This is a genomic window from Nocardia sp. NPDC050713 (genome assembly GCF_040654315.1).
Classification (GTDB): domain Bacteria; phylum Actinomycetota; class Actinomycetes; order Mycobacteriales; family Mycobacteriaceae; genus Nocardia.
Genome location: NZ_JBFAHS010000010.1, coordinates 27888 through 53959, shown reverse-complemented (window position 1 = coordinate 53959; position 26072 = coordinate 27888). Strand labels below are relative to the sequence as shown.

Sequence of the window (26072 nt, the reverse complement as noted above, 5' to 3'; positions counted from 1 at the left end):
CAGTCGGTCCTTCAGTCCTCGGAGGAGTTGTTGTAGGCCAGGTCGATCAAGCCGTCGATATCGAGCTCGTCGATCGACTCGTCCGTGACGGTCTGAGCGGTGTCGTCCTGGCTGTCCTGCCCGTTCGCGAGCTTCATGAGGGCGTCCAGCAGGCCCGCTTCGCGGAGCCGGGCGAGCGGGATCGTCTGGAGGACGTTGCGAATACTGTTCTCCGACAGATCGGTTGCCGGTTCGGCATCCCGATTGCCGGTGAACTGGCCGGCCAGATATTCGGCCAGCGCCTGTGGCGACGGATAGTCGAACACCGCGGTCGCGGGCAACCGCAGACCTGTCGCGGTCGCGAGGGCATTGCGGAACTCGACGGCGGAGATCGAGTCGAAGCCCAGCTCGCTGAAGGGCCGGTCGGGTGCGATCGCATTCGCATTCCGATGACCCAGGATCGTCGCGACCTGACCGCGCACGATGTCCACCAGGACTCCGAGGCGTTCGCCCTCGGGAGTGCTCGCCAACTGCGCCCGCAGCGCCGCCGACGCACCAGAGGCCGCCTTCCGGCGCTGCGGGATCAGACCGGAAAGCAGCACGGGCACCGCGGATCCCGCGCCGCGCATGGCGTCGAGATCCAAGCGGGCGAGGACCGGGGCCGCCGTGTCCAGCCCGGTCGCCGCATCGAACAGCGCCAGGCCCTGCTCCTGCGACAGCGGCAGCATGCCGGACCGGGACATCCGGCGCCGCTCGGCATCGCCGAGTTCCGCCGCCATACCTCCGTCCATGCTCCACAGACCCCAAGCCAGCGAGGTGCCGGGAAGACCGGCTGCCCTGCGGTGCGCCGCCAGCGCGTCCAGGCAGGCGTTCGCCGCGGCGTAGTTGCCCTGGCCCGCATTGCCGAATACACCGGCCGCCGAACTGAACAGCAGGAACGCCCGCAGCGGTAGATCGGCGGTCAGCTCGTGCAGGTGCAGGGCCGCGTCGACCTTCGGCCCGAACACCGCATCCATCCGGGCCGGAGTCAGCGAAGCGATCGCACCGTCCTCGAGCACACCGGCCAGGTGGAACACGCCGGTCAGCGGGTGCTCGGCAGGCACGGCGGTCAGCACCTGCGCCAGCGCGGCACGGTCGGCGACGTCGCACGCGACGAACTCGACCTCGGCGCCGAGCTGCCGCAACTCGTCCCGCAGTTCGGTTGCGCCGGGCGCGGATTCACCGCGTCGGCTCAGCAACAACAGACGGCGAACACCGCGCGCGGCCACCAGATGTCGGGCGAACAACCCACCGAGGAAGCCACCGGCACCGGTGATCAGGACCGTTTCTTCCGGAGCGAAGGAACCGGTCGCCGAAGCGTCGGTGGAGACGACCCGGGCGAGTCGCGCGACATGCACCCGCCCGGCGCGGACGGCCACCTGCGGTTCCTCGGCGGCCAGAATCCCGCCCAGCAGACCGCCTATGGCGGAATCGCTGTCGATCAGCACGATCCGGCCGGAATTCTCGGTCTGCGCGGCACGAACCAAGCCGCCGACCGCGGCACCGGCGAGATTCGAAATGTCCTCCCCTGCCACCGATACCGCGCCGCTGGTCCGGACCACCAGCACCGACTCACCGAACCGAGGCTCGGCAATCCAGGACTGCAGCACATGCAACACGCCATGCGTAGCGGCACGAACCGACGCGGAATCATCGCCCACCGGGCAGTCCAGCACCACCACCCGCGGGACGTGCTCACCCACCGCACCCAGATCCGCCCACGCCACGGCGGCGACCTCGTTGCCGGACACAGTGATCGGTGACCAGCTCACATCGAATACAGCGGTACGAGTAATAGATGTGCCCGCGCTGAGCTGCGCGGGATCGATCGGCCGCGACGCCAAATGCCGAACCGTCGCCACCGCGGCACCGGTCGAATCCGCCAGATCCAGCGCCACTCCACTTTCACCGATACGAGTCAGCCGAACCCGCAACGCATCGGCTCCCGCCGCGTGCACAGTGACGCCCGACCACTCGAACGGCAATGCCAGGCCGGTTTCTTCCTCTGCGGTGTCATCGGCAAAACGCAAGGCGTGCAATGCCGCATCCAGCAGAGCGGGATGCATGCCGAACCGCCCCGCATCGCCTCGTACCTGCTCGGGCAATGCGACCTCGGCATAGAGCCCATCCGCTCCACGCCACACCGCTCGCAGCGCCTGGAACACCGGACCGTAGTGATAACCCTGCGCATCGAGAGAGTCGTAGACACCGTCGATATCCACCGCGACCGCGTCCGCGGGCGGCCACGACACCAGATCCACCGCGGCGCTGTCGCCTTCCGGCGCGAGCCCGCCCTCGGCGTTCAACGTCCACGACGTATCGACACCATCGTCGGGGCGGGAGAAGATCCGCACCCCGCGACGACCCGCCGCGTCCTCGGCATCGACCACGACCCGCACGGCGACCCCTGCCGAATCCGACAGCACCAGCGGCGCCCGCAGTACCAGTTCCTCCAGCACCGTGCAGCCGAGCTGTTCTCCGGCGTGCAGGGCGAGTTCGACGAGACCGGTGCCGGGGACCAACACGGTGTCCATGACCGCGTGGTCGGCCAGCCAGGGCTGCGTCCGCACCGACAGTCGGCCGCTGAGCGCGATCGCGTCGGACTCCGGCTGCGAGACCACGGCCGAGACCATGGGGTGCCCGGTGGCCGCGAAACCCATCGACCTGGCGTCACCACCGGCGGCGGACGCGGCAGCCATCCAGTAGCGCTGCCGCTGGAAGGCATAGGTGGGCAGGTCGACGCGCCGAGCGCCGGTACCGGCGTACAGGCGGGACCAATCGACGTGAGCGCCGGTGACGAACAATCCTGCCGTCCCGGCCACGACGGCGGACGCGTCCGCCCGGCCCCGCCGCGCCAGCGCCACCACCGTGGGAGGCACGGTGACCGTCAGTTCCTCGATGATCTGGTTGACCATGGGGAAGAGCACGGCGTCCGGTCCGACCTCGGCGAATCGGGACACACCCAGACCCGCCATCGCGACGACCGCGTCGGCGAACCGCACGGTGTCCCGGACCTGACCGACCCAATACGCTGGATCGGTCATCTCATCGGTGATCCGGGCACCGGTCACCGTGGACACCAACGGGATGCTGGGCTGCCCGAAGGTCAAACCCTCGATCGCCGAGGCGAACTCAGCCAGCATCGGCTCCATCAGGGCCGAATGGAACGCATGCGAGACGCGCAATCTATGTGTGCGCCACCCACGCTCGGAGCACCTCGCGACTACCGCGAGCACATCGTCTTCCATGCCGGAGAGCACCACCGATGTCGGGCCGTTGACCGCCGCGATCGACACCTCGCCGGACAGCAACGGCCGCACATCGGCTTCGGCAGCGCCGACAGCGACCATCGCACCACCAGCGGGCAGCGCCTGCATCAACCGGCCACGCGCCGCCACCAGCACACACGCATCCTCGAGCGACAACACCCCCGCCACATGCGCAGCAGCGACCTCACCAATCGAATGACCGGCAACCACATCCGCACGCACGCTCCACGATTCGAGCAGCCGGAACAACGCCACCTCGAACGCGAACAACCCCGCCTGCGCGAACATGGTCCGGTCGATCGAATCGTCCGACAGCGCCATTTCCAGTGAAATCGACTGCCCCAGACGTGGATCCAGCTGCGCGACGATCGCATCGAAGTGCTCGGCGAACACCGGATACGCCGCCCGCAACTCAGCCGCCATACCGGCCCACTGCGCACCCTGACCCGAGAACACCACACCCGTCGAACCCGCCACCACGCGGCCGGACACCACCCCCGGAAGGGATTCGTCCCGGCTCAAGGCTTGGGTTCCAGCCCGCAGCGCGTCACCTCCGGTCGCGAACACCACGGCCCGGTGGTCGAACAGCATGCGCGAATCGGCAAGTGAGAAACCGACATCGATCGGGTCGTCCTCGTGGGCGCTCACCTGGGCTGCCAGGCGGGCGGCCTGAGCGGCGAGCGCCTCTCCGCTGCGGGCGGAGAGCACCCAGGGCAGTACGCCGCCTGCCGGAGGGGTCTTGACCTCCGGAACGGGGTCCGCCGCGGGCGCCTGTTCGACGATGAGGTGCGCGTTGGTGCCGCTGAGGCCGAACGAGGACACTGCCGCACGCCGCGGCCGATCCACCTCCGGCCACGCCACCGCCTCGGTCAGCAGCCGGACATTGCCCTCGGACCAATCCACTTTCGTGGACGGCTGATCCACGTGCAGGGTCTGCGGCAACAGCCCGTGCCGCATGGCCATGACCATCTTGATCACGCCTGCCACTCCGGCGGCGGCCTGAGCGTGGCCGATGTTGGACTTCAACGACCCCAACCACAACGGCCGAGCGACATCCCGATCTCGGCCGTAGGTGGCCATCAGCGCCTGCGCCTCGATCGGGTCACCCAGTGTCGTGCCGGTGCCGTGCGCCTCCACCGCATCGACGTCGACCGCGGAAACACCGGCGTTCGCGAGCGCCTGGCGGATCACCCGTCGCTGCGACGGACCGTTCGGCGCGGCGAAACCATTCGACGCGCCATCCTGATTCACCGCGGAACCCGCGATCACCGCGAGCACCTGATGTCCGTTGCGCCGGGCATCGGACAACCGCTCCAACACCAGCACACCCGCGCCCTCGGACCATGCGACACCGTCGGCCGCGTCCGCGAAGGACTTGCAACGACCGTCCGGGGACAACCCGCGCTGGCGACTGAACTCGAGGAACATGTCCGGTGCCGACATCACGGCCACACCACCGGCCAACGCCAGATCACACTCGCCCGAGCGCAGCGACTGCGCGGCCAGATGCAGAGCGACCAGCGACGACGAGCATGCCGTATCCACCGACACGGCAGGACCTTCCAAGCCCAGCGTGTAGGCGATGCGACCGGAGACCAGGCTGCCACCCGCGTTGTTGCCGGTACCGGCGCCTTGGGCGTAGTCGTGGTACATCACGCCGGTGAACACCCCGGTCGAGCTGCCCCGCAGCACCGCCGGATCGACACCGGCGCGCTCCAGCGCCTCCCAGGAGACCTCCAGCAGCACCCGCTGCTGCGGATCCATCGCCATCGCCTCGTTCGGGCTGATCCCGAAGAAGTCGGCGTCGAAATCCGCCGCGGAATACAGGAATCCACCATGGCGCGTGTAGGTCTTACCCGCCTTGCCCGGCTCGGGATCGTAGATGCCGTCGATATCCCAGCCTCGATCGTCCGGCAGCTCTCCGATGGTCTCCCCGCCGGAGGCGACCAGCCGCCACAGATCCTCCGGCGACGCGATTCCACCCGGATAGCGGCAGCCCATCGCCACCACGGCGATCCGGTCGTCGCCGACGACTGTGCCGGTGGCGATTTCGATGTCCTGCGTCGTGCCGCTGAGCTGGGAATCGATGAAGTCGGCGACGAGCTGTGGGTTGGGGTGATCGAAGATCAGCGTGGCAGGCAGTTGCAGACCGGTCGCGGTATTGAGCTTGTTGCGGAACTCGATGGCGCCCAGCGAGTCGAACCCAAGCTGCTGGAAAGCCTGCTGGGGCTCCACGGCAGCGGCGGAGGCATGCCCGAGTGTGTCCGCGGCAGTGGCCCGGACGAGATCGAGCAGTGCGGCGGCGCGATCGGTGTCGGAGAGCCCGGCCAGCCGCTGCGCGAACGCTTGCCCAGCCGCGGTCCGAGTCGCCCGCCGAACAGGAGCGGGCGCGATCGCCCGCAACAGGGCGGGGATCTGCTCGCCCCGGGTGCGCAGCACGGCCGCGTCGACTTGCAGTGCCACCACCTGGGCCGTCTCCGTGGCGAGCGCCGCATCGAACAACGCCAGGCCCTCGGGCTCGGTCAGCGGCGGGAAGCCCAGCCTGGTCATCCGATCGAAATCGTCGTCGGACAGCTCGGCGCCGAGGCCGCTCGATCGGGCCCACAGACCGTAATCGATCGCGGTAGCGGGCAAACCGAGCTCGCGACGATGCGCCGCGAGGGCGTCGAGGAAGACGTTCGCCGCAGCGTAGTTGGCCTGACCGGCGGCCAGGACCAGCCCGCCCGCCGAGGACACCAGCACGAACAGCGACAGCGCCGCGTCGCGGGTGAGCTCGTGCAGATGCCACGCGGCATCGGCTTTGGGCCCGAAGACCTTTCCGATCCGGTCCGGCGTCATCGACTCGATCACGCCGTTGTCGGCGATTCCAGCCGCGTGCACGACACCCACCAGCGGATGCTCGGCCGAGATGCCGTCCAGCAGTGCGGCCAGCGCGGCCCGATCCGACACGTCACAGGCGGCGACACCGACCTGAGCGCCGAGCTCGACGAGCTCGTCGCGCAACTCGGGAGCGCCGGGAGCATCCAGGCCACGCCGAGACGTCAGGAGCAGGTGGCGCACACCGTGTTCGGTCACCAGATGCCGGGCGATGACCGCACCCAGACCACCGGTGCCACCGGTCACCAGCACGGTGCCCGGCTCGATCGGCCGAGCGATCGCATCGGGTGCGTGGCGGCCGAAGCGCGGCACGAGCACCGTCTGCGTACGCAGTGCGGCTTCCGGTTCCCCGGCAATCGCCGCGGTCGCGACCGAGATCGGATCGTGGTCGCCGTCCAGGTCCAGCAGCTGGAATCGACCCGGGTGCTCCGCCTGCGCGGCGCGCACCAACCCCCAGACCGGCGCCTGATCCAGCCGCACCGAATCGGAATCCGCCACGGCCACAGCGCGTCTGGTCGACACCACCAAACGCGAACCGGCGAAACGGGATTCGGCCAGCCAACCCTGAACGGTGTCCAGCACCTCGGTCGCCACCCGGCGTGCCGCTCGCGGCGGCGCATCGTCGTCGAACGAGCACTCCAACAGCACGATCTCGGGAACGACCGCGGCCGGGTTCGCGTCCAGATCGGCGATCAGCGCCGCGAGGTCTCCGTAGCTCCGCACCGCGGCGGAACTTCGGCCCCAGCCGAGCGCCGCCAGCCGCCCGGGCTCCACGGTCGCCGCGGGGAGGGCGACAGGGGCCCATTCCACGCGGAAGAGGGATTCCGCGCCATGGTCGGCGCCCAGGCGATCGGCCGAGACCGGTCGAGACACCAGCGCACCGACCGACAGCACCGGCTGCCCCTGGTCATCGGCCAGCTGCACAGCGAACGTGGCGCCGTCGACCACGATTCGGACCCGCACCGCGGCGGCGCCTGCGGAGTGCAGGACCACGCGGTTCCAGGTGAACGGCAGAGCCGGGAAATCACCGACACCGTCCCGCATACCGTGCACGATTCCCACGTGCAGAGCGGCATCGAGCAACGCCGGATGGACTCCGAAGCCGTTGCCGTCCTGCGGATTCGGCAGCGCGACCTCGGCGAACAACTCGTCACCGCGCCGCCATGCCGCCTGCAGGCCCTGGAAGAACGGGCCGTAGCCGTACCCGAGATCGAACAACTCGTCGTAGACGCCCGCGAGGGGCGTCGGCTGGGCGCCCGCGGGCGGCCACGCGGCCAGGTCGAAATCGGCCGCCGACTCGCCCGGTGCGAGAACACCTTCGGCGTGCAGCGCCCACGGCGTCTCGGCGGTCTGCCGCGAATGCACGGTCAGCCGACGGCGACCCGTCTCGTCGGCGCCGGCGACCACGACCTGTACCGCGACGCTGCCTTCGGCAGGCATCGTCAACGGGGTGTGCAGGACGAGCTCTTCCACCACCTCGCAGCCCAGAACGCCGCCCACGTAGCTCGCCAGTTCCACGTACCCGGTACCCGGTAGCAACACCACCCCGAGCACGCTGTGGTCGGCCAGCCACTCCATCGAGTCCACCGACCACCGGCCGGTGAAACTCACCTCGCCCGACTCCGGATGCGACACCATCGCACCGAGCAGCGGGTGCTCCACCTCGTCCAGCCCGACCGAGCCGACCCCGCCCAGTTCGGCGCCCAGCCACGACTTCGCCAGCACCTGCCGGGGATCGAGCCAGAACCGCTCGTGCTGGAAGGCGTAGGTGGGCAGGTCGATTCGCTGTCCTCCGGCATGGAAAGCGGCCCAGTTCACCTCGGCGCCGGAGACGAACAACCCGGCCACCCCACCCAGTACGGTGGGCGTATCGGCCCTGCCCCGACGGGCCAAGGGCACGATCGCCGGGGTCGCGTTCAGCTGCCCGGAATCGGCGATCTGCGCGATCATCGGGGTCAGCACCGCGTCCGGGCCGACCTCGGCGAACCGGGACACGCCCAGACCCGCCATCGCGACGACCGCGTCGGCGAACCGCACGGTGTCGCGGACCTGGCCGACCCAATACGCCGGATCGGTCATCTCATCGGTGATCCGCGCACCGGTCACCGTCGACACCAACGGGATACTCGGCCGACCGAAGGTCAAACCCTCGACCACCGAAGCGAATTCGGTGAGCATCGGCTCCATCAAGGCCGAATGGAAAGCGTGCGAGACCCGCAATCGGTGCGTGCGCCAACCACGTTCCACGCAGGTGTCGACAACGGCAGCGACCGCGTCCTCGACACCGGAAAACACCACCGACGACGGACCATTCACCGCCGCGATCGACACCCCCTCGACCAGCAACGGCAGCACATCAGCCTCGGAAGCACCGACCGCGACCATCGCACCACCAGCAGGCAACGCCTGCATCAACCGACCACGCGCCGCCACCAACACACACGCATCCTCGAGCGACAACACACCAGCCACATGCGCCGCAGCCACCTCACCAATCGAATGACCAGCCACCACATCCGCACGCACACCCCACGATTCGAGCAACCGGAACAACGCCACCTCGAACGCGAACAACCCCGCCTGCGCGAACACCGTCCGATCGACCAAATCACCGTCCGCCAACGCCGCACGCAACGAAACAGACTGCCCCAGCAGCGGATCCAACGTGTCCACGATGCCGTCGAAAGCCGCGGCGAAGACCGGATACACCGCACGAAGCTCGGCCGCCATACCGGCCCACTGCGCACCCTGACCGGAAAACACCAGACCCGTCGAACCCGGAACCACACGGCCGGTCACCACACCAGAAGTGGTTTCGGAACGACTCAGCGCCCCCACACCCGCAAGCAGACCCGCACGATCCTCCGCCAGAACAACCGCACGATGGTCGAACACCGCACGCGTGGACGCCAACGAGAAACCGACATCCACCGGATCGAGGTCGTGATCGGCGACATGAGACGCCAGCCGCTCGGCCTGAGCGGCAAGAGCCTGCCCGCCGCGCGCCGAGACCGCCCACGGCAGCAACCCGCCAACCGGAACAACCGCCACCGGCTCCGGCTCCACGGCCGGGGCCTGCTCGATGATGACGTGCGCGTTCGTGCCGCTGATACCGAACGAGGACACACCCGCACGACGCGGCCGATCCACCTCCGGCCACGCCGTGGGTTCGGTCAACAACCGCACATGCCCCTCGGACCAATCCACCTTCGAACTGGGCGCATCGACATGCAGCGTCTTCGGCAGCATCCCGTGCCGCATCGCCATGACCATCTTGATCACACCACCGACACCCGCCGCCGCCTGAGCGTGACCGATGTTGGACTTCAACGATCCGAGCCACAGCGGCCGATCCGCATCCCGGCCCTGCCCGTACGTAGCCAAGACGGCTTGGGCCTCGATCGGATCACCCAACGTGGTACCGGTGCCGTGGGCTTCCACCACATCCACCTCGGTCGGCGCGATCCCGGCATTGGCCAGCGCCTCACCGATCACCCGACGCTGCGAGGGACCGTTCGGCGCGGTCAAACCATTCGACGCACCATCCTGATTCACCGCCGAACCCGTCAGCACCGCGAGCACCCGATGACCGTTGCGCTGGGCGTCGGACAATCGTTCCAGCACCAGGATGCCGACACCTTCCGACCAGCCCACCCCATCGGCGGTGTCGGAGAAGGATTTACACCGCCCGTCCGCCGACAGCCCGCGCTGCCTGCTGAATTCCACGAACGTCTCCGGGGTGGCCATGACGGTGACACCACCGGCCAACGCCAGATCACACTCGCCCGACCGCAGCGAGGCGGCAGCCGAATGCATGGCCACCAGCGACGACGAGCACGCCGTATCCACCGTGACCGACGGCCCCTCCAAACCGAACACGTACGAAACGCGGCCCGAGGCAATAGATCCCGCGTTCGCGTTGGCCGGATAATCGTGATACATCATGCCGACCCACACGCCGGTCCGGCTGCCCTTCAATGCGCCGGGGTCGACACCGGCCCGCTCGAACGCCTCCCATGAGGTCTCCAAGAGCAGGAATTGCTGCGGATCCATCATTGCGGCTTCATTGGGGCTGATATTGAAGAACGCCGGATCGAATTCACCTGCGGCATGCAGGAATCCACCCTCGCGGGTGTATGTGCTGTTCGGCTTCTCCCCGGCCGCATCGTAGAGACGATCGATATCCCACCCACGGTTCACGGGGAACTGCGACGCGGCGTCCGTCCCCGTCGCGACCAGATTCCACAGCTCCTCGGGGGAACCGACCCCACCCGGATACCGGCACGCCATACCCACGATCGCAATGGGTTCGTCGAGCTGACGGTCGCGGGTCCGCAGCGTTCCGCGAACGGGCCGCTCCGACAGAGCTGCCGAGAGCTGGTGGTCGGCGAACTGCCCGGCCAGATATTCGGCCAACGCCTGAGGTGACGGATAGTCGAACACCAAAGTCGCAGGCAACCGCAGGCCCGTCGCGGTCGCGAGGGCATTACGGAACTCGACGGCGGAAATCGAATCGAAGCCCAGCTCGCTGAAAGCCCGGTCGGATGCGATCGCATTCGCGTTCCGATGTCCCAGAGTCGCCGCGACCTGACCGCGCACGGTTTCGACGAGCACATCGAGGCGCTCGCTGTCGGGAGTAGCGGCCAACCGGGCACGCAGCGCCGTAGCGCCACCCGAAACCGTCCGACGGCGAGCAGGGAGCAGGGCGGACAGCAGAGCCGTGGCAGACCCCGCCGTGCGGATGCCGTCCAGATCGAGACGGGCCAGCACGGGAGCGGCCACGTCGATTCCGGAAACGGCGTCGAACAGCGTCAGACCCTGTTCTTCCGACAGCGGCAGCAGACCCGACCGAGACATCCGGCGCCGCTCGGTGTCGCCGAGCTCCGCGCCCATGCCCCCGTCCGCGCCCCACAGACCCCACGCGAGCGACTGCCCGTGATGCCCAGAAGCCCTGCGGTGCGCCGCCACCGCATCCAAACAGGCGTTGGCCGCGGCATAGTTGCCCTGCCCTGGATTGCCGAAGGTGCCTGCCGCCGAACTGAACAGCACGAACGCACGCAACGGCAGATCGGCGGTCAGCTCGTCCAGATGCAGGGCGGCGTCGACCTTCGGCCGCAAGACCGCGTCCATCCGCTCCGGGGTGAGCGCGGCGATCGCACCGTCGTCGAGCACACCGGCCGTATGGAACACACCGGCGAGCGGACGGTCCGCCGGAATCACGGCCAGCACCGCCGCCAGCGCGGCACGGTCGGCGACGTCGCACGCGACGAACTCGACCTCGGCGCCGAGCTGCCGCAGCTCATCGCGCAGTTCGACTGCACCAGGGGCGGATTCGCCGCGCCGGCTCAACAACAACAGACGGCGAACACCGCGTGTGGCCACCAGATGCCGGGCGAACAACCCACCGAGATAGCCGCTGGCACCGGTGATCAGGACCGTTTCTTCCGGAGCGAAGGAACCGGTCGCCGAAGCGTCGGTGGCGGCGATCCGGGCCAGTCGCGCACCGAAGACCTGCCCGCCACGCACCGCCACCTGCGGTTCCTCCGACGCCAGAATCCCGCCCAGCAGACCGTCTATGCCGGAATCGCTGTCCACCAACACGATGCGGCCCCGACTCTCCGCCTGGGCCGTACGGACCAGACCGGCCACCGCGGCACCGGCCAGATTCGTAATGTCCTCCCCGGCAACCGATACCGCACCGCTGGTTCGGACCACCAACGCCGACTCGTCGAATCGCTCATCGGCAAGCCACGATTGCAACACCCGCAGCACACCGTGAGTCGCGGCCCGAACCGCGTCCGGCTCATTACCCGCCGGGCAGTCCAGCACCACCGCGGCCGGAACCTCGTCACCCAGTTCCGCCCACGACACCGCATCGATTCCGGTGCCGGACACCGAGATCGGTGTCCATTCGAGCTGGAACAGCGCGTTACGTGCGACGGACACACCGGTGGTGAGCTGCGCGGGGTCGATCGGCCGGGACGACAGCTGCCGCACCGTCGCCACCGCGGCTCCGGTCGAATCCGCCAGATCGACGGCCACGGCACGGTCACCGACCCGGGTCAACCGCACTCGCAGCGCACCGGCACCCGCCGCGTGCACCGTGACACCCGACCACTCGAACGGCAACTCCGGCCCGGCGCCCTCGGCGCGCAGGTGGCCGACCGCCCGCAGCGCGTGCAGCGCGGCATCGAGCAGCGCCGGATGCAGTCCGAAACCCTGGCCGTCCTGCGGGTCCGGGAGGGCGACTTCGGCGAACACCTCCTCGCCGCGCTGCCACGCCGCCCGCAGGCCCTGGAAGACGGGACCGTATCCGTATCCCGCATCGAGTAGTTCGTCGTAGACACCGTCGACGTCCAGCTCCTGCGCGCCGACCGGCGGCCACGCCGCGAGATCCGCGGTCGGTACGGTCGCGCTGGGCGCGAGTGCGCCTTCGGCATTCAGCAGCCACGACGCCGCGGTATCCACATCTCCGTCCGAGCTGGAGAAGATCCGTACGGCACGTCGGCCGGTCTCGTCCGCGGTATCGACCACGATGCGCACCGCGGCCCCGCCGGATTCCGACAGCACCAACGGGGCTCGCAGCACCAGATCGTCCAGCGTCGAGCAGCCGACCCGCTCCCCCGCGTACAGGGCCAGCTCGACGAATCCGGTGCCGGGGAACAAGACGGTCCCCAATACCAGGTGATCGGCCAACCACGGATGCGTCTGTACCGACAAGCGACCGGTCAGGATCATCGCCTCGGAGTCCGGCTGCGATACCACCACCGATACCAGCGGATGGGCGGTCGCCAGCAGACCCATCGCCCGGGCATCGCCGTCGCCGGCGGATCCGCCGGACATCCAGTACCGACGACGCTGGAAAGCGTAGGTGGGCAGTTCGATTCGGCGCGCACCGGTACCGGCGTACAGAGCCGCCCAGTCGAGGTCGGCGCCCGCGACGAACAATCTGGCCAGCCCGGTCGGCAGCGCGGTGGCATCGGCCTGATCCCGACGCGACAGCCCTGTCACGGTCGCGGCCGCGCCATCCCCGGTATCGAGGGTTTGCGCGATCATCAGCGTCAGTACCGCGTCGGGGCCGATCTCGGCGAACCTCGACACACCGGAACCAGCCATCGTGGTGACCGCGTCGGCGAACCGCACTGTGTCACGAACCTGGCCGACCCAATACGCCGGATCGGTCATCTCATCGGTGATCCGGGCGCCGGTCACCGTCGACACCAGCGGGATGCTGGGCTGCCCGAAGGTCAAACCCTCGATCGCCGAGGCGAACTCGGCCAGCATCGGCTCCATCAGGGCCGAATGGAACGCGTGCGAGACACGCAATCGGTGTGTGCGCCAGCCCTGTTCGGCGCACCGTTCAGCGACGGCGAGGACATCGGCTTCCACACCGGAGAGCACCGCCGACGACGGACCGTTCACCGCCGCGATCGACACCGCACTGTCCACCAGCAGCGGCAGCACATCGAGCTCGGAGGCGCCCACGGCGACCATCGCCCCACCAGAGGGCAGCGCCTGCATCAACCGACCACGCGCCGCCACCAGCACACACGCATCCTCGAGCGACAACACACCGGCCACATGCGCAGCAGCGACCTCACCGATCGAATGACCGGCCACCACATCAGCCCGCACACCCCACGACTCGAGCAGCCGGAACAACGCCACCTCGAACGCGAACAACCCCGCCTGCGCGAACACTGTCTGGTCGACCAGATCACCGTCCGCCAGCGCGGTAGTCAGCGAAACCGACTGCTCGAGCAGCGGATCAAGCTGCGCGACGATCGCATCGAAATGCTCGGCGAACACCGGATACACAGCACGCAACTCAGCCGCCATACCGGCCCACTGCGCACCCTGACCCGAGAAGACGAAACCTGTCGACCCCGCCGCGGCACGACCGGACACCACACCGGGTGCCTGCGTGCCCGCGGCCAGCGCCCGGACCCCCGCCAGCAGACCGTCACGGTCATCGGCCACGACAACCGCACGGTGCTCGAACACCGCGCGGGTGGACGCCAGGGAGAAACCGACGTCGATCGGATCGTGGTCGCCCACATGCGATGCCAGGCGGGCAGCCTGAGCCGCGAGAGCCTCACTGCTGCGGGCCGAGATCACCCACGGCCGCACAGCCGGTACCGAAGCCGGTTCCGGAGTCTGGGCCACGACCGGCGCGGTCATCGGGGCCTGCTCCACGATGAGGTGGGCATTCGTCCCGCTGATACCGAACGAGGACACACCCGCACGACGCGGCCGATCCACCTCCGGCCACGCCACCGCCTCGGTCAGCAACCGCACATGCCCCTCGGACCAATCCACCTTGGTGCTGGGGCGATCGACGTGCAGCGTGCTGGGCAGTAGGCCGTGGCGCATCGCCATGATCATCTTGATCACTCCGGCGACACCCGCGGCGGCCTGCGTGTGGCCGATGTTGGACTTCAACGACCCCAGCCACAGCGGCCGGTCCGCAGCACGCTCCTGTCCATAGGTGGCCAAGATCGCCTGAGCCTCGATCGGATCACCCAACGTCGTCCCGGTGCCGTGCGCCTCGACCACGTCCACCTCGGTCGGAGCCACACCGGCATTGGCCAATGCCTGACGGATCACCCGACGCTGCGACGGACCATTCGGCGCGGAGAAACCGTTCGACGCGCCATCCTGATTCACCGCCGAACCGGCGATCACCGCGAGCACGTCATGACCATTGCGACGCGCGTCCGACAACCGCTCCAGCACCAACACACCGGCGCCCTCGGACCAGCCGACGCCATCGGCCGTGTCGGAGAAGGACTTACACCGACCGTCCGGGGACAACCCGCGTTGCCGACCGAACTCGAGGAACATGTCCGGTGTCCCCATCACCGCCACGCCACCGGCCAGCGCCAGATCGCACTCACCGGACCGCAGCGACTGCGCGGCGAGATGCAGCGCGACCAGCGAGGACGAGCACGCGGTGTCCACGGTGACCGACGGTCCTTCCAGACCGAACACATAGGACACCCGGCCGGAAACCAAGCTGCCCGCGGCGCCGCTGCCGGTACCGGTGCGCTGGGCGTAGTCGTGGTACATCAGGCCGGTGAAGACACCGGTCGAACTACCGCGCAGCACCGCAGGGTCCACACCGGCCCGCTCCAGCGCCTCCCACGAAATCTCCAGCAGCAACCGCTGCTGCGGATCCATCATGGTGGCTTCGTTGGGGCTGATCCCGAAGAAGTCCGCGTCGAAATCGGCTGCGGAGTAGAGGAATCCACCCTGGCGGGTGTAGGTCTTGCCCGCCTTGCCGGGTTCCGGATCGTAGATGCCCTCGAGATCCCAGCCACGATCCGACGGCATCTCGCCGGTGGCGTCGGTGCCGGAAGTGACCAGGTCCCACAGGTCTTCGGGGGAAGCGACGCCACCGGGGTAGCGGCAGCTCATCGCCACCACCGCGATCGGATCGTCGCCCGTGCGCACCCGGCCGACCACGGGCTTTTCGACCGCCGCGACGCCGGTGAGCTGGGAATCGATGAACTCGGCGACGACCTGCGGGTTCGGATAGTCGAAGACCAGTGTCGCGGGCAGTTGCAGACCCGTCGCGGCGTTCAGCTTGTTACGGAACTCCACCGCACTCAACGAATCGAAACCGAGCTGCTGGAAAGCCTGTTGCGGCTCGACAGCATCCACCGACGCATGCCCCAGCGTCGCGGCCGCCACCGATCGGACGAGGTCGAGCAGAGCACGCGCACGATCCACATCCGAGAAACCGGCCAGCTCGAGCGCGAAGGCTTGGCCCGCCGCGGTCCTGGTCTGTCGGCGGACCGGGGCCGGTGCCAACGAGCGGACCAGAGCGGGGATCTGCTCGCCGCGCGTCCGGAGCACCGCGGGATCGACTCGCAGCGCCACCAGCTGCGCGGTATCGGTCGCGATCGCGGAATCGAACAGCGCCAGGCCGTCGGCCTCGGTCAGCGGGGGGAAGCCCTGGCGGCGCATCCGATCGAAGTCCTCTTCGGACAGCTCGACACCGAGCCCGGACGATCGCGCCCACAACCCGTAGTCCACGGCCGTCGCGGGCAAGCCCAGACTCCGGCGATGTGCCGCGAGCGCATCGAGGAAGACGTTCGCCGCGGCGTAGTTCGCTTGACCGGCGGCCAGCACCAATCCGCCCGCCGAGGACACCAAGACGAACAACGACAGCGAGGTGTCCCGAGTCAGCTCGTGCAGATGCCACGCCGCATCGACCTTCGGCACGAACACAGAGTCGATCCGGTCAGCTGTGATCGATTCGACGAGACCGTTGTCCGAGGTCCCGGCCGCGTGCACCACCCCGACCAAGGGGTATTCGGCCGAAATGCCGTCCAGCAACGCCGCCAGAGCCGACCTATCCGACACATCACACGCGGCAACGGTCACCTCGGCGCCGAGCTCGGTCAGCTCCGCACGCAGCTCGGCCGCCCCGGGAGCATCCGGACCACGCCGAGACGTCAGAAGCAGCTGGCGCACACCGTGTTCGGTCACCAAGTGCCGCGCGATCACCGCGCCCAGACCACCCGTACCACCGGTCACCAGCACGGTGCCCGGCTCGGACAGCCGAGCGTTCGCGCCAGGCGCGTGACGACGCAGTCGGGGCACGTACGCAGTGGCACCCCGCACCGCAGCCTCCGGCTCGGTCCCGACGGCCGCCGCCGCGGCAAGTGAATCACCGTCGGCGTCCAGATCGAGCAGCTGGAATCGGCCCGGGTGTTCCGCTTGCGCGGCACGCAGTATGCCCCACACCGGTGCTTGGCCGAGATCGACCTGCTCCGCCTCGGCAACGGCCACCGCGTGCCTGGTCAGCACCACCAAACGCGAAGCAGCGAAACGACTGTCGGCCAGCCAACACTGGACTGTCTCGAGCACGGCCATCGCGACCCGGCGGGCGGCCTCCGGTGGCGCACCCTCGTGGACGGGGGACTCGAGCAGCACGAGGTCGGGCACGACCGAATCGGGGTTCGCGTCCAGATCGGCGATCAATGCCGCGAGATCACCGTCGCCTCTGCCGAGTACCGCCACCCGGTCCGGCTCGATGCTCGCCGTGGACGGCGCGGCAGCGACCCAGTCCACGCTGAAGAGGGCATCCGATACCCCGTCCGTGCTCAGGCGATCGGCCGACACCGGCCGAGAGATCAACGCGCCCACCGACAGCACGGGTTGTCCCTGCTCGTCGGCCATCTGTACCGCGAACCGGTCCCCCTGCAGCACGATCCGCACCCGGACCGCGGCAGCGCCTGCCGCGTGCAGTACCACGCGGTTCCAACTGAACGGGAGCGCTGGGAAGCCCTCGACGCCACCACGGAGACCATGGACGATCGCGGCGTGCAGCGCCCCGTCGAACAGCGCGGGATGGATCCCGAAACCCTTGGCGTCCTCAGAATCCGGAAGGGCGACCTCGGCGAATACCTCGTCACCGCGCTGCCACGCCGCCCGCAGCCCCTGGAAGAAGGGGCCGTAGCCGTAGCCGATATCGAGCAGTTCGTCGTACGCGTCGTCGACGTCCAGCGGTTGCGCGTCGGCCGGTGGCCACGCGACGAGGTCGAAGTCGGCCTGCTCGTCCCCGGGGACGAGCACGCCTTCGGCATGGAGCACCCACGGGCCCGCGGCCGTCTGGCGAGAGTGCACGCTCAGTCGCCGTCGTCCGGCCTCGTCCGGGGCCGCCACTACGACCTGCACGGAGACGTGGCCCTCGGTCGTCAGGGTAAGCGGGGTGTGCAGAACGAGCTCGTCGACGACCTCGCAGCCCAGCAGGCCACCGACGTGACCGGCCAGTTCGACGAATCCGGTGCCCGGAAGCAAGACGGTGCCCAGCACGCTGTGGTCCGCCAGCCATTCCACCGAATCCAGCGACCACCGGCCGGTGAAGCTCACCGCACCCGAATCAGGTTGCGGCACAATGGCACCCAGCAGCGGATGCGCCGCCGCGTCCAGCCCGGCCGCGGTGACGCCGCCCAGTTCGGCACCGAGCCACGACTGCGCCAGCATCTGCTTGGCGTCGAGCCAGAACCGTTCGTGCTGGAAGGCGTACGTGGGCAGATCGATTCGCCGTGCTCCGGAACCGGCGTAGACGGCGGCCGAGTCCACCTGGGAACCGGCCACGAACAACGCGGCCACCGCCCTGGTCACGGTCACCGCGTCCGCGTGGTCGCGTCTGGTCACCGCGACCGCCGTGGCATCGCCGAGAGTCTGGGCGACCATCGGGGTCAACACCGCGTCCGGTCCGACCTCGGCGAACCGGGACACGCCCATGCCCGCCATCGTGGCAAGAGCATCGGCGAACCGGACCGTGTCCCGGACCTGACCGACCCAATACGCCGGATCACCCATCTCATCGATGACGTGGGCGCCGGTCACCGTCGACACCAACGGGGTACTCGGCCGACCGAAAGTCAAACCCTCGACCACCGAGGCGAACTCGGCCAGCATCGGCTCCATCAACGCCGAATGGAAAGCGTGCGAGACCCGCAACCGATGCGTGCGCCAACCACGCTCCACACAAGTATCGACAACAGCGACGACCGCGTCCTCGACACCGGAAAGCACCACCGACGACGGACCATTCACCGCCGCGACCGACACCCCATCGACCAGCAACGGCAGCACATCAGCCTCGGCCGCACCGACCGCGACCATCGCACCACCAGCAGGCAACGCCTGCATCAACCGGCCACGCGCCGCCACCAAAACACACGCATCCTCGAGCGACAACACACCAGCCACATGCGCAGCAGCGACCTCACCGATCGAATGACCAGCAACCACATCAGCCCGCACACCCCACGACTCGAGCAGCCGGAACAACGCCACCTCGAACGCGAACAACCCCGCCTGCGCGAACACCGTCCGATCGATCGAATCATCGTCCGACAGCGCCATTTCCAGCGAAATCGCCTGCCCCAGCAGCGGATCCAACTGCGCGACAATCGCATCGAAATGCTCGGCGAACACCGGATACACAGCACGCAACTCAGCCGCCATACCGGCCCACTGCGCACCCTGACCCGAGAACACCACACCAGTCGAACCCGCCACCACGCGCCCGGACACCACGCCGGGAGCAGGCACACCCGCGGCCAACGCCCGCACGCCCGCGAGCAGACCATCACGATCCTCGGCCACCACCACGGCCCGATGCTCGAAGACGCTGCGCGACGCCAGCGAGAAACCGACATCGATCGGATTCTGTTCGCCCACATGCGATGCCAGCCGCGCGGCCTGAGCGGCCAGAGCCTCGCCGCTGCGCGCCGACAGGATCCACGGCACCGCCGGGACGGTCCGGACCTCAGGGACCGACTCGACCGCCGCTTCCGGGGCCTGTTCGAGAATGAGATGTGCGTTGGTGCCGCTGATTCCGAACGAGGAGACACCCGCGCGACGCGGCCGATCCACCTCGGGCCAGGCCATCGGTTCGGCCAGCAACCGGACGTGGCCCTCGGACCAATCGATCTTCGTGGACGGCCGAGCCACGTGCAGGGTCTGCGGCAACAGTCCGTGCCGCATCGCCATGACCATCTTGATCACGCCACCCACACCCGCCGCCGCTTGAGCGTGACCGATGTTGGACTTCAACGACCCCAACCACAGCGGCCGATCCGCGGCGCGCTCCTGGCCGTAGGTGGCGAGCAGCGCCTGCGCTTCGATCGGATCACCCAGCGTGGTGCCCGTGCCGTGGGCCTCCACCACGTCGACATCGACCGGCGAAACCCCGGCATTGGCCAGGGCCTGACGAATGACTCGCCGCTGTGAGGGACCGTTCGGCGCGGTCAAACCATTCGACGCGCCATCCTGATTCACCGCCGAACCGGCGATCACCGCGAGCACGTCATGACCATTGCGACGCGCGTCCGACAACCGCTCCAGCACCAGCACACCGGCGCCCTCGGACCAGGCGACACCATCGGCCGTGTCGGAGAACGACTTACACCGGCCGTCCGGCGACAGTCCGCGCTGTCGGCTGAACTCCACGAAGGTCTCCGGAGTCGCCATCACCGTCACGCCGCCGGCCAAAGCCAGATCGCACTCCCCCGACCGCAGCGACTGCGCCGCCAAATGCATTGTCACCAGCGATGACGAACACGCCGTGTCCACCGTGACCGAGGGCCCCTCCAGACCCAGCACATACGAGATACGGCCGGACGCGATGGATCCCGCGTTCGAGTTGGCCGGATAGTCGTGGTACATCATGCCCGCGAAGACGCCGGTCGCACTGCCGCGCAGCACCGCCGGATCCACGCCTGCTCGCTCGAACGCCTCCCACGAGGTCTCCAACAGCAGGAACTGCTGCGGATCCATCAGCGCTGCCTCGTTCGGGCTGATGTTGAAGAACGCCGGATCGAACTCGCCCGCGGAATGCAGGAACCCGCCCGATCGCGTGTACGTGGTGTGCGGTGTCTCCCCGGTCGGGTCGTACAGCCGCTCGGTATCCCATCCGCGGTTCACCGGGAACTCCGACGTCGCGTCGGTCCCGGTCACGACCAGCTGCCACAGGTCCTCGGGCGATCGGACACCGCCCGGGTACCGACAGGCCATGCCGACGATCGCGATCGGTTCGCCGTCGAAGGCTTTGGCGGCGGTGACCGCCACGTTGCGCCCGGCGCCGGTGAGCTCGTCGGTCAGGTGTGCGGCCAGCGCCTGCGGCGTGGGGTAGTCGAAGACGACCGCGGCCGCCAGCGACAGGCCGGTGGCGGTCTTGAGCCGGTTACGCAGCTCTACCGCGCCCAGGGAATCGAAACCCAGGTCCTGGAAGGCTCGATCGGGATCGATCGCGGACGCGCCATCGTGGCCGAGGACGGCCGCGATGTGGGTGCGAACGGTATCGAGCACCGCCTGCCGCTGCCGACCGGCGTCCAGGCCCGAAAGCCGTTGCCGCAGACCAGTACCCACCGTTGCGAGACCGGCAGACCGCCGCACCGCGGGCGCCAGTGCGCGCAGCAGTGGGGGCAGCAACCCGGCCTCGGCCTGGGCGCGGATCGTGGCGGTGTCGACGGTGACGATCACTGCGTGCGCCGTGCCGCGTTCGAGCGCCGCGTCCCAACCGGCCAACGCCGGCTCGTCCGGCATAGCGGTGAATCCGGCCCGGCTCATCCGAGCCAGGTCGGCCTCCGCCAACTGCCCTGCCATACCGCCGGAGCGCGCCCACGGACCCCACGCCAGCGACTGACCGGCCAGTCCGCGGGCTCGCCGGTGGGCCACCAGACCGTCCAGGAAGGCGTTCGCGGCCGCGTAGTTGCCCTGCCCGGGACCGCCCACGGTGCCCGATATCGACGAGAACACCACGAACGCCGCGAGATCCAGGTCGGCGGTCGCCTGGTGCAGATGCCATGCGGCATCCACTTTCGGCGCCAGCACCGCGTCCACCCGCTGGGCGGTCAAGGAGGCGATCACCCCGTCGTCGAGCACACCCGCGGCGTGAATCACCCCGGTCAACGGCGACTGCGCGGGGATATCGGAGAGCAGCCCGGCCACCGCGTCGGCGTCGGTGACGTCACACGCCACCACCCGCACCTGCGCACCCGATCGCTCCAGCTCGGCGCACAACGCCGTGATGCCCTCGGCCGCAGGACCACGGCGGCTCACCAGCAGCAACGACCGTACGCCGTGCTCGGCCACCACGTGCCGGGCCACCACCGCACCCAAACCACCTGTGCCACCGGTGATCAGCACCGTTCCGGCACCGAAGGCTTCCGCGGCGGCCGATGGCGCGACGGGCGCAGGCCGGGTGAGCCGCGCGGTGTGGGTGACGCCGTCACGGAGGACCACCTGGGGTTCGCCCACAGCGACGACAGCGGCAGCTACGGACGAATCGACGCCGGAGTCGATGTCCACCAGGACGATTCGTCCCGGATCCTCGGTCTGCGCGGTCCGCACCAGGCCCCACACCGCGGCACCGGGGAGATCGGTGACGTCCTCGTCGGCCACCGCGACCGCACCGCGGGTGGCGACCAGCAGTGTGCTCGCGGCGAACCGGTCCTCGGACAGCCACGCCTGTACCACCGCGAGGACGCGCGCGACCTCGGCATGGGTAGCGGTCACCACGTCGGCGCCGGAGGTTTCGCTCCACCCGGACCCGGCCTCGACCACCACGACCGGCGGCACCGCCGCTTCCGGATCCAGCCGGTCCCACCGGACCATTGCCGAATCCACTGCGAGCGAAGGTGATTCGACCGGCGACCACACCACTTCCAGCAACGGATCGGCCACGCCGGTCGCACCCGCGGCGAGCTGCTCCAGCCGCATGGGCCGGGGCGTCACCGATCCGGACAACACCGGCTGCCCCTGCTCGTCCGCCGCCCACAGCGACACCGACGATCCAGCGGTGGTCAACCGAACGCGCAGCACCGATGCCTCGGCGGCGTGCAGCGCGACCGACTCCCACGAGAAGGGCAGCACGACTTGTCCGGCCGCCATCGTGAACGGTGAATCCGGCTGTCCCGCAGTATCGTCGACGACACCGGCCAGCAGTCCGGCCTGCAGTGCGCCGTCCAGCAGTGCCGGATGAATCCCGAATCCTTCGGCGCGCGCGCCGCTATCGGCGTCGATGGCGATCTCGGCGAATACCTCCGCGCCACGTCGCCACAACGCCCGCACACTCTGGAAGGCCGGACCGTATTCGTAGCCCCGTGCCGACAGGGCCGCGTACGCGGACGCGACATCGAGATCGGTCGCCGCGGCCGGCGGCCAGGTCTCCGACGCGGGCGCGGCCGTGTCGTCCAGGGTGGTCAGCTGGCCTCGCGCGTTCAGGAGCCACTGACCGTCCGGGTCGTGCTCGTCGCGCGAGTAGATCGAGATCTGCCGTTGCGCGGACTCCGGTCCGGTCCCGCCGACGACGACCTGGATCCGCACACCGCCCGAGGCGGGCAGCAGCAGCGGCGCATGCAGCGTCAGGTCGTCGATCACCGGATATCCGGCTTCGGCGCCGGCACGCAAGGCCAGCTCGACGAAGCCGGTTCCCGGCAGCAGGACCGACCCGGCGACGGTGTGGTCGGCCAGCCACGGCTGCGTCGCCACCGACAATCGACCGGTCAGCAGCACGTCGCCGGACTTCGCTTCCGACACGACCGCACCGAGCAGCGGATGCCCCATCGCGCCGAGGCCCACCGATTCGACACCGGCGGCGCCGAGCGCGGGTTCGAGCCAGAAGCGCCTGCGGTCGAAGGCATAGGTGGGCAGATCCACCGGTGCCGGATTCGGGTTCGTGAGCACAGCGTTCCAGCGGACAGGCACCGCACGCACCGACAACCGCGCGACCGCGGCGAGGATCTCGGCGGGTTCGTCACGCTCGGGACGCAGCACCGCCACCGCGGTCGCCGCCTCGGGCAGGCACTCGGCTGTCATCGCCGACAGCACCGAGTCGGGACCCACTTCCACGAAGGTGTCCACACCGTCGGCCCAGGCCGCGGCCGCGGCGTCGGCGAACCGCACCGGCCGCCGCACCTGGTCGACCCAGTACTGCGGCGAGCACCACAGGCCGGGATCCGCCACCGCCCCGGTGACGGTCGAGATCACCGGGATTCGAGGCGGATCGAAGCGCAGTGTCGCGACCACCTCGGCGAACAGCGCCAGCATCGGTTCCATCAACGAGGAATGGAAGGCATGGCTGACCCGCAACCGTTTGACGCGCCGTCCCCGCTCGCGCAGCTGCTCGGCGAGCACGTCCACGACCTCCGCGCGACCGGAGATCACCACCGCCGCAGGGCCGTTGACGGCGGCCACGTCCACCCCGTCGACGCCGTCCAGCAGCGCGATGACCTCCTGCTCACCGGCCTGCACCGCGAGCATCGCTCCGCCGGTGGGCAATTCCTGCATCAACCGGCCCCGCGCCGCGACCAACGTGCACGCGTCGGCCAGGCTCAGCACGCCGGCGACATGCGCGGCGGCGATCTCACCGATCGAATGCCCGAACACCACGTCCGCGGTGACGCCCCAGGATTCGAGCAGGCGATACAGCGCCACCTCGACCGCGAACAGCGCCGGCTGGGTCAACCGGGTCTGCTCCAATTCGGTTCCGGCGCTGATCGCGTCGCGCAAGGAGAGCCCCAGCAGCGGATCCAGCCGCGCGCAGACCTGGTCGAAGGCCTCGGCGAACACCGGGAATCGTCGATACAGCTGCTGACCCATGCCCGCCCGCTGGGAGCCCTGCCCGGCGAACATCACGCCGACCCGTGACGCCGCGCCGGAACCGACGGCGACATCGGGACCGGGTTCGCCCGCCGCCACCGTGGCCAGCCGGCGCAGCAGCTCGGTCCGGTCGTCCCCCACGACCACGGCCCGATGCGCGAACAGCGTGCGAGTCGCGATCAGCGAATGCGCCACCTCGGACACCGACACCTCGGGATCGGCGGCGACGAACTCGTGCAACCGCGCTGCCTGCGCGCGGAGCGAGGCCTCCGACTTCGCCGACACCACCCACGGAACCGCGACCGCGACAGCGCTTCCCGCGCCGCCGAGGTTGGTGCCCGGCTCGGATTCTGCTGGCTCGCTTACGGATACGTGTTCGAGGACGACATGCGCGTTGGTGCCGCTGATGCCGAAGGAGGACACCGCGGCCCGGCGAGGCCGGTCCGCTTCCTCGGGCCACTCCCGCTTCCGGGTCAGCAGTTCGATCGCGCCGCTGGACCAGTCCACCCGCGGGGTGGGCTCGTCGACATGCAGGGTCGGCGGCATCACCCCCTGGCGCATCGCCATGATCATCTTGATCATGCCGCCGACACCGGCCGCGGCCACCGAGTGACCGATATTGGATTTCAGCGACCCGAGCCACAGTGGTCGCTGCGGATCACGGTCCTGTCCGTAGGTGGCGAGCAGGGCGTGCGCTTCGATCGGATCTCCCAGCACCGTGCCGGTGCCGTGCGCCTCCACCACATCCACGTCGTCGGTCGAGAGCCGCCCGTTGGCCAGCGCGGCACGGATGACCCGCTGCTGCGCGGGACCGTTCGGCACGGTCAAGCCGTTGGACGCGCCGTCCTGATTGATCGCCGTTCCGCGGATGACCGCCCACACTCGATGCCCGTGGCGCCGCGCGTCGGACAGCCGCTCGAGCACCAGCATGCCCGCGCCTTCGGACCAGCCCGTGCCGTCCGCCGACGCGGCGAACGACTTGCACCGGCCATCGGCCGCCAGCCCCCGCTGCCGGGAGAACTCCACGAACATTCCCGGCGAACCCATGACCGTCACGCCGCCTGCCAGCGCCATCGCGCACTCCCCCGAGCGCAGCGACTGGACCGCGAGATGCACCGCGACCAGCGACGACGAGCACGCGGTGTCCACCGACACCGCCGGGCCCTCCAGGCCGAGCGCGTACGCCACCCGGCCCGACACCACGCTGCCCGTCGTACCGGTCAGCAGGTAGCCCCGCAGATCCACCGGACCGGCGTGCAGCATATCGGCGTACTCGCCGTTCGACGCACCGGCGAAGACGCCGGTGTCGGATCCGCGCAACGTCGACGGGTCGATACCGGCTCGTTCCAGAGCTTCCCAGGAGGTTTCCAACAGGATCCGCTGCTGCGGGTCCATCGCCAGTGCCTCGCGCGGGCTGATCCCGAAGAACTCCGCGTCGAATTCCGCTGCGTCGTAGAGGAATCCGCCCGAGCGCGTGTACGACTTCCCGCGCGCCTGCGGGTCCGGGTCGTAGAGCCCGTCCACGTCCCAACCGCGGTCGGTGGGGAACTCACCGATCGCGTCGACGCCCTCCGACACCAGATTCCACAGATCCTCCGGAGAGGCCACGCCACCCGGGTAGCGACACGCGACACCCACGACCGCGATGGGCTCGAATTTCTGATCCTCGACTTCCCGCAGCCGCCTGCGCGTTTGGCGCAGATCGACCGTCACGCGCTTCAGGTAGTCAAGGGTCTTGTCGTCGTCGACCATCTAAGTTCCCGCAATCCTTCCGAACTCGAG

General features: G+C 69.1%; 1 protein-coding gene. It reads right to left on the bottom strand.

Features of this window, described 5'->3' with window-relative positions; all coding sequences use genetic code 11:
* Nucleotides 1–11: 11 nt before the first annotated feature.
* Entirely contained in the window at nucleotides 12–26042 is a 26031-nt protein-coding gene (locus tag AB0H49_RS19315; RefSeq protein ID WP_357253207.1) for an SDR family NAD(P)-dependent oxidoreductase, read from the bottom strand.
* Between the last annotated feature and the right edge of the window lie 30 nt (nucleotides 26043–26072).